Raw genomic sequence first — 6882 nt, 5'->3', positions numbered from 1 at the left:
TGCCAATTGGTCATTATTGGTATTGAGGATACCAAAGGGAACTAAAACTGCTGACCATTCGGTATCATGATCGTTAGCTTTTTGGGGTTCTAACGTGCGGGCTTTGCCACCCCGTGAAAGATTACCAATCTTCACGTTTGCTTTGCTATCAATCGAAATTCGCAAAGACCTTGGATTATCTGCTGATGTTTGGTTTTGCTCAAACACATTCGCAAAAATTGCATTGGTTTCAGGAATCTTTTTTAAGGGTTTTGTCTTTTGTGTTTTTTTAGGCGATATCCCATCCGATTTAGCACCGCACCAATCGTTTCCCGTGATGGTAACTTGGCTTCATCGTAACCCTTTGTTTTTACTAACTCCTCTCTTACGGCTCTGGCACTGACACGTGCATACAAAAATGTTGATTGAAATTTCGGATCTGCTTGGGACTGCATATCTACCATTGCGCTTATATCTTCTGTTAAATTCGGCAACATTATTTCGCTTTTGTGTCTTCCTCTTGCTCCATAATTATCGAGACATCTTAGCCCTGTGCGCCGTTCATGCAGTCCTAGTTGCACGCTCTTCCGACTCCATCCAAAAACTGTTTCGGCTTTACGCGCTGAGCCTGCAAAGTAATCCTCGGCAACCTTTGCCATGAAGTCTCGTTTACGATAGCCTGTTAGTTTTTGCGCTGCATCTTTAACTGTGGCTTTGATTTCATCGCTGAAAATCACTCTCTTAGTCCTATATAAATTGAAAACAAGAATTTTATATCCCTATTTCTATAATCTTTGGTATCTTATTTCTTCGCAAACCCCTTAATTCATAAGAATGTTCTACTGGTAGAAGGTGTACAAGAAGTTCGAGTCATTCCAGAACTAATTGAGGCAAATGGTATAGATTGGGGAACAAAGAAAAATCCTATTGTTTACATTCGCGATAATGTTGGTTACTCGAATTTAAGCGATCCCGATCTGATTGCAACTGAACTACAAGAGTCGGGACGTTCCGCGCTTGGCATTGTGCTGGATGCAGATGAGAAACCCTCTGATCGTTGGCAAAGTATCAGAAATGCTTGTCATAAGAGTGTTCCTGATTTGCCAGCAGATCTACCCGAAAATGGCTTAATTTGTGATGCACCAAATGGAATTAAGTTTGGTATTTGGATGATGCCAGACAATAAACAGAGCGGTATGCTCGAAACATTTTTAGCCTGTATGATTCCCAATGAAACCGAGATGCTATGGCAATTCGCTCAATCATCTGTCGAATCAGCGACTAACCAAGGAGCAAATTTTACGGAATTCCAACGAGATAAAGCCAATATATACACTTGGCTTGCTTGGCAAAATCCCCCAGGTCGGCAGTTGCACCAAGCAGTAATGGAGAAAATCCTCGATCCAAAGCATCCACGCGCTCAGAAATTTGTGAACTGGTTTAAGGAGTTGTATGGGTTGTAAGCGATGCTTAAATCAATTGGTCTATTGTGGGGGTAAAGCAAGCAGTACTGTTGAAGTTGTGAAGAAGTAATTCTTGCTAAAACTGCATGGCTAGAATCCGCACAATCAGAAAATAAAGCAATTCTTTACTTGAGCAAATTGTAAAATAGAAATAAAACAATGAAAATATTAGTTCTGAATGCGGGATCGAGCAGTCAAAAAAGTTGTTTATACAATTTAGAAAGTGTACTCCCCGATACACCACCTGAACCAATTTGGGAAGCAAGCATCGACTGGACGCACCATGATGGGTTTGCAGAAATAAAGGTTAAACCTCAACATGGGAAGGTTTTAGAAGAAGAAATTGCGGCAACCTCCCGACCTGAAATCATCGCGCATATGCTCGAAACCATGTGGAGTGGTGAAGCCCCAGTTCTCCAAAGCCCTTCAGAAGTAGATATCATCGGGCATCGAGTCGTGCATGGTGGTGCAGAATATCGCCAAAGTACGATCATTAATGATCAGGTGAAAGAGGCGATCGCTAAATTAGCCATATTCGCACCAGTGCATAATCCCGCGAATTTGGAAGGGATTATCGCTGCCGAAAAGGTGTTTGGGAATGTTCCTCAAGTCGCAGTGTTTGATACTGCTTTTCATGCTCACTTATCACCTGCTGCTTATACTTATGCGATCCCTACAAAATATACGGAGCAAGGGATTCGTCGCTATGGATTTCATGGTATCAGTCATCAATATTGCCGTGATCGCGCCGCAAGTATTCTCAATCGCAAAGTTGAAGATTTACGCTTAATCACCTGTCATTTAGGAAATGGCTGTTCATTAGCAGCCATTCGCAATGGACAGAGTATTGACACGACGATGGGATTTACTCCCCTTGAAGGTTTGGTGATGGGCAGTCGCTCTGGTTCCATTGATGCAGGGATTCTGATCCATTTATTACGTCAGTCTGATATGAATGTGGAAAAACTTGATCGCTTACTCAATCGGGAATCAGGGCTATTAGGTATTTCAGGAATTTCTGGAGATTTACGTCCAATCCTTCAGGCGATCGCTGAGGACAATCAGCAAGCTCAACTAGCCTTTGATGTCTATGTGCATAGCTTGCGATCGCATATTGGCTCAATGCTAGCAAGTCTTGGCGGATTAGATGCTTTGATTTTTACCGCAGGCGTAGGTGAAAATGCTTCCGCAGTCAGAGCTGCTGCTTGTGCAGGATTTGAGTTTTTAGGACTGAAACTGGATTTAGCTAAAAACAATCAGAGATTGATGGATGTAGATATTGCTGCGTCTGATTCGTTGGTCAGAGTTTTAGTAATTCATACCCAAGAAGATTGGGAAATCGCTCGTGAATGTTGGCATCTAAAATAAAAGCGTTTCGCAACGTCACCTTGATTTATGGATGTGATAAAGTTGAGATTATTAGTCTAGAGATAAGTGGCTTATGGTTTTAGCAGCCGTTCATTCAGTCACCTTAGATGAGTTTTCTCAACTTCCCAATATTGAAGAATCCCCAGCTTGGGAATTTCTTAACGGTCAAGTTTTGCAAAAGCCGATGCCTACTTTTTATCACAGCCTTTTGCAAAAATATTTAGTCAGAGTGATCGACAATGCTAATAGCTCTTACGAAGCTTTTCCAGAACTACGCTGTATCTTAAGCAAAAACTCGGTTGTTCCAGATATAACCATCATTCATCAAAGTCGTATACCATCCAGTAATGAACCAATTCAAGGCGCTCCAGACTGGCTAATTGAGATTCTCTCGATTGATCAAAGCACAACCAAACTAATCTCAAAAATTCAAGCTTGTCTGGCTGAAGGATCAAAACTTGGTTGGTTAATTGATAGTCAAGAACAAGTAATCATGATTTTTCGCCCGAATCAGCCACTTCAAATTGTTAGCGGCGATCATCCTCTGACTTTTTTAGATGAGATGTCATTACAACTAACAGCCAACCAAGTTTTTGGTTGCTTACAACGGTAAATAAAAAAGAGGTCGCAATGCGACCTCTTTTTTATTTACCGCTTATTTTGGCTTTGTAACCTAAGCTAAGCAAAATCTGCAAGATTTTTTGACTGCAATCGCCTTGAATTTCGATCGCTTGATCCTTACATGTCCCGCCCGTTCCGCACTGATTTTTTAATTGTTTAGTCAGTTTTGCCAAATTCTCGGTTGTCGTCTGAAAACCTGTGACCTCAGTTACCGTCTTTCCGCCTTTGCCTCGGCGCGTTACTTGAATGCGCGGATTTTGTTGCTGGGGTGGCAGATCGATTTCTTTTTGCTCAGAATCGTCTTCTTCAGGTGTGCCGAACTCACGGTAAACTACACGATTTTTGGTCATTATTCCACCCATGCCGATCGCCATGCTAGTTCGGCTTCCGCGATCGTCTTTTGTTGATATTTCTTTTCTAGCTCATTGTGTAAATGAGCTAGCCTTGCTGACAAAACCCGCAACTCACCACGATGGGACATGACCTTGCGATCGGTGAACTCAATTTCGGCAAGACGAATACTCATCTTCGTGTTTTTATCGTCTTTAGCCTTGTTGTCTTCTGGATTTAAAACTTTATGCTCGACTAAAAGCTTATTCAGTGTTTCCATGCTGTCGTCGAGGATTTTGCTGAGCAAGGTATCAAGATTTTCTTGATTGGTGCGACTGTCGCGATCGCATTCTTCGAGAGTTTTTTGCATCTGCTCACACAGCGATGTGATCGTCTGTCGCAGTGCTTCTTGCAAGTTTTGACGTGCTGATAAAGATAGCGCTAGAAATGCATCAGGACATTTTTGAGTGCAAAACTTAAATACGGTCAGCAAAATTTGTTGCTCTACGGCAAGTGCGATCGCCTGTGAATACTCAATATGAATCACATCGATACGACTGATCGCATCAGCGATCGCCTGTTGGATATTGCTAATATCTTGATCAATACGCACCAGCATCGTAGTTCACACTATTCTTTTCGTATCAACATTAGGGAGTTTAATTATTTTGGGGTAGCGCGGCATCGCCGCGCTACCCCAAAATAATTATTTATAGACAAATTATGCTGCGGGAGTTTCAGGAGTTGCAGAAGCAACTTCTTCGCCAACAACAAAGCGTACAAAGCGGCGAACCTTAACGTTTTCGCTAAGTTTAGTACCAGTTAGCTTAACCAACTCATCAACGGTAATGCTTTGGTCTTTGATGTAAGGCTGATCGAGTAAGCACAATTCTTTCAAGCGCTTTTCGATGCGACCCAGTACAATCTTGTCGCGAATCGCGGCAGGCTTGCTAGCCAAGTCATCCTTACCTGCTTCGATTTGCTTTTCATTTTCTACAAAGGCCGCAGGAATATCGGCAACACTGACGTATTCCACGTTAGGGCAAGCAGCAATTTGCTTGGCTACGCTGTCAGCTAGTTCTTTGAGTTCTTCGCGACGCGCCACGAAGTCAGTTTCGCAGTTAACTTCGACTAGCACACCAATGCGGCTACCAAAGTGGATATAACTATGGACGATTCCTTCAGATGCAGCACGGCTTGCTTTTTTAACAGCAGAGGCTAGCCCCTTTTGTCTTAGGTATTCGGTTGCTTTAGTGAAATCGCCATTGGAGTCAACGAGTGCTGCTTTACAGTCTTTGATACCTGCGCCAGTTCTCGCACGTAGTTCTTGAATTTGTTGGGTTGTAATGTCTGCCATATTAAGTAAGCTTGTTTGGGATTTCTAGGGCAACATTTCGAGGAGCTTAGAGTTTTGCTCGTTGCCGAAAATATCTCTAAAATGTTGTTTGCAGTACTCTAAGTTATCACAATTCCATGTACACAAGGTTTTCAAAATTTGGTGCGATCGCCAAGTGTACGTGGACATAAAAACCAAGAACTGAGTAGCAGCGCAGAGCGCCGCTACTCAGTTCTTGGATGACAGCTATAAATCAACAACTAACTGCCCCCTAGCCCCCAATTCTGGGGGAACAGGAACATAATATTCTTTCGCAGCGCTCCGCGCTGCCACTCAATTACCGCTATAGCAATGCAAGAGATAAATAGGACAAATCAAAACCCAAAAGATGAGTGGCGGCGCGGAGCGCCGCCACTCATCTTTTGGGTTTTATGTCCTGAGTAAAAATTGCTATATAAATCAAAAATTAACTGCCCCCTAGCCCCCAATTCTGGGGGAGCAAGAAACTAATAATATTCTTTCAAAGCCCCCCAGAATTGGGGGATTTAGGGGGCTTAGATAAATCGAAACGTAGGCAGAGAGACTTTTGTGTACAAGATGGAAAAAGAGTCGGCGCGAAGCGCCGACTCTTTTTCAGGTTTAGGCTAATATTTTTTGATGAATTAAAGCTTGCTGTTTAAATTGCTGCACCCGATCGCTTAGTAAGGGATCGCGATTTTCGAGATTATTAACCCAAACATCAGCAATTAACTGAGCATCTTCTGGTAAATCCCCTAATTCCCAACCAGAAATTCCTAGCTCTTTCATCAAATAAGAAACCTTCGGATCATAGCTAATTGCTGAACAATGGCTACCCTCAGATGCTGCCATAATCAGTCCATGCAACCTCATGGCGATCGTCAAATCCACACCATTAAAAATTCCCTTGAGGCGGCGGGGATCTTTTTGGATAATGATTTGGCTATGATTTGGTAGTTTTTCATTGAGTGCATCACAAATTGCTTGGGCGATCGCTTTATCTTGAGAGGGCTGAAAGGGAATTAGCAAAATATGCGCCTCAGTTTGCATCTGCAATTTTTGCAAAGCCTCAGTAATTGTGGCAAGACGACAGGACGTTAGCTCAGAATGCGATCGCAAAACCACAGCAACACGGATTTTCGATAAATCACGATCCATATTCACTGGAGTTGCCGCCAAAGCCCATACAGGATCAGGTGCAACTATACTCTCAACTTGCCAGTCAGCTAATAATTGCGCCGATTGGCGATCGCGTACAGACACTGATGCACATCCCTGAAAAGCACGTCGGGCAATCCATTTACTCATCTTGCGTTTGAGTGGTCCCACACCTTGCGCCCAAGCGATCGTTTGAAGACCCATTCCCTGCGCCAAGCCCATCAGTCCTCCGTAATAAATCGGATTTCTGGCACTTGTGGCATCTTGCATCAAGCTACCGCCGCCCCAAATAAATAAATCCGATCGCCTCAGTTCATTGATTAAGGCAAATACTGAATAGCGATCACTAGCTTCGACCTGATGCAAATTTTCGGTAGCTCTAGGACTAGCAGATAAAACAAGCGGTTGGATATCTTTGGGCAGCATTTGCAACAATGTAGCAAGCAAAGCCTCATCGCCACCATTCCCCATTCCGTAATATCCACATAAAACCGCACGTCGCATACTTATCGCCCCAAATATTTTTTAGCGTTGCCGCAATTCTTACGGCATATCGCAATTCCTACGGGATATCATTGTCGCGCATTTTTACCAATTTTAGAGTTTTCA

Annotated in this window: 7 protein-coding genes and 1 pseudogene; 3 read left to right on the top strand and 5 right to left on the bottom strand. The window is 43.0% G+C overall.

Annotated features, from left to right (window positions below):
- A pseudogene (locus B9G53_RS28995) lies at positions 1–434 on the bottom strand (ISAzo13 family transposase); the annotation flags it as partial.
- A gap of 339 nt (positions 435–773) precedes the next feature.
- On the opposite strand from B9G53_RS28995, the gene B9G53_RS09435 reads away from it, so the two are divergent.
- From B9G53_RS09435 to B9G53_RS09425, 3 genes are all read left to right on the top strand, one after another.
- Positions 774–1442, top strand: a complete 669-nt coding sequence (locus B9G53_RS09435; RefSeq protein ID WP_217901545.1) for a DUF3226 domain-containing protein — start codon at positions 774–776, stop codon at positions 1440–1442.
- A gap of 159 nt (positions 1443–1601) precedes the next feature.
- Complete coding sequence (locus tag B9G53_RS09430) at positions 1602–2810, top strand: acetate/propionate family kinase (protein WP_094531513.1); 1209 nt, start codon at positions 1602–1604, stop codon at positions 2808–2810.
- A gap of 73 nt (positions 2811–2883) precedes the next feature.
- Positions 2884–3423: a Uma2 family endonuclease gene (locus B9G53_RS09425; protein ID WP_094531511.1), complete on the top strand. Its 540-nt coding sequence runs from the start codon at positions 2884–2886 to the stop codon at positions 3421–3423.
- A 31-nt stretch (positions 3424–3454) separates the two neighbouring features.
- Here the strand turns inward: B9G53_RS09425 and B9G53_RS09420 are convergent, their stop codons facing one another.
- The 4 genes from B9G53_RS09420 to csaB all read right to left on the bottom strand — a co-directional run bounded on the left by B9G53_RS09420 (position 3455) and on the right by csaB (position 6777).
- On the bottom strand, positions 3455–3781 hold the full coding sequence (locus B9G53_RS09420; protein WP_094531509.1) for a translation initiation factor: 327 nt from the start codon (positions 3779–3781) through the stop codon (positions 3455–3457).
- The gene (locus tag B9G53_RS09415) at positions 3781–4380 is read right to left on the bottom strand and encodes a hypothetical protein (RefSeq protein WP_094531507.1); all 600 of its coding nucleotides are present in this window, start codon (positions 4378–4380) and stop codon (positions 3781–3783) included. The genes B9G53_RS09420 and B9G53_RS09415 overlap by 1 nt, the downstream gene beginning before the upstream one ends.
- A gap of 102 nt (positions 4381–4482) precedes the next feature.
- Positions 4483–5118, bottom strand: a complete 636-nt coding sequence (gene tsf, locus B9G53_RS09410; RefSeq protein ID WP_094531505.1) for a translation elongation factor Ts — start codon at positions 5116–5118, stop codon at positions 4483–4485.
- Positions 5119–5736: 618 nt separating this feature from the next.
- Positions 5737–6777: a polysaccharide pyruvyl transferase CsaB gene (gene csaB, locus B9G53_RS09405; protein WP_094531503.1), complete on the bottom strand. Its 1041-nt coding sequence runs from the start codon at positions 6775–6777 to the stop codon at positions 5737–5739.
- Positions 6778–6882 lie beyond the last annotated feature (105 nt).

The organism is Pseudanabaena sp. SR411 (assembly GCF_002251945.1).
GTDB lineage: Bacteria > Cyanobacteriota > Cyanobacteriia > Pseudanabaenales > Pseudanabaenaceae > Pseudanabaena.
The sequence above is the reverse complement of the archived record's forward strand: the minus strand, read 5'-3'. Positions and strand labels throughout refer to the sequence as shown.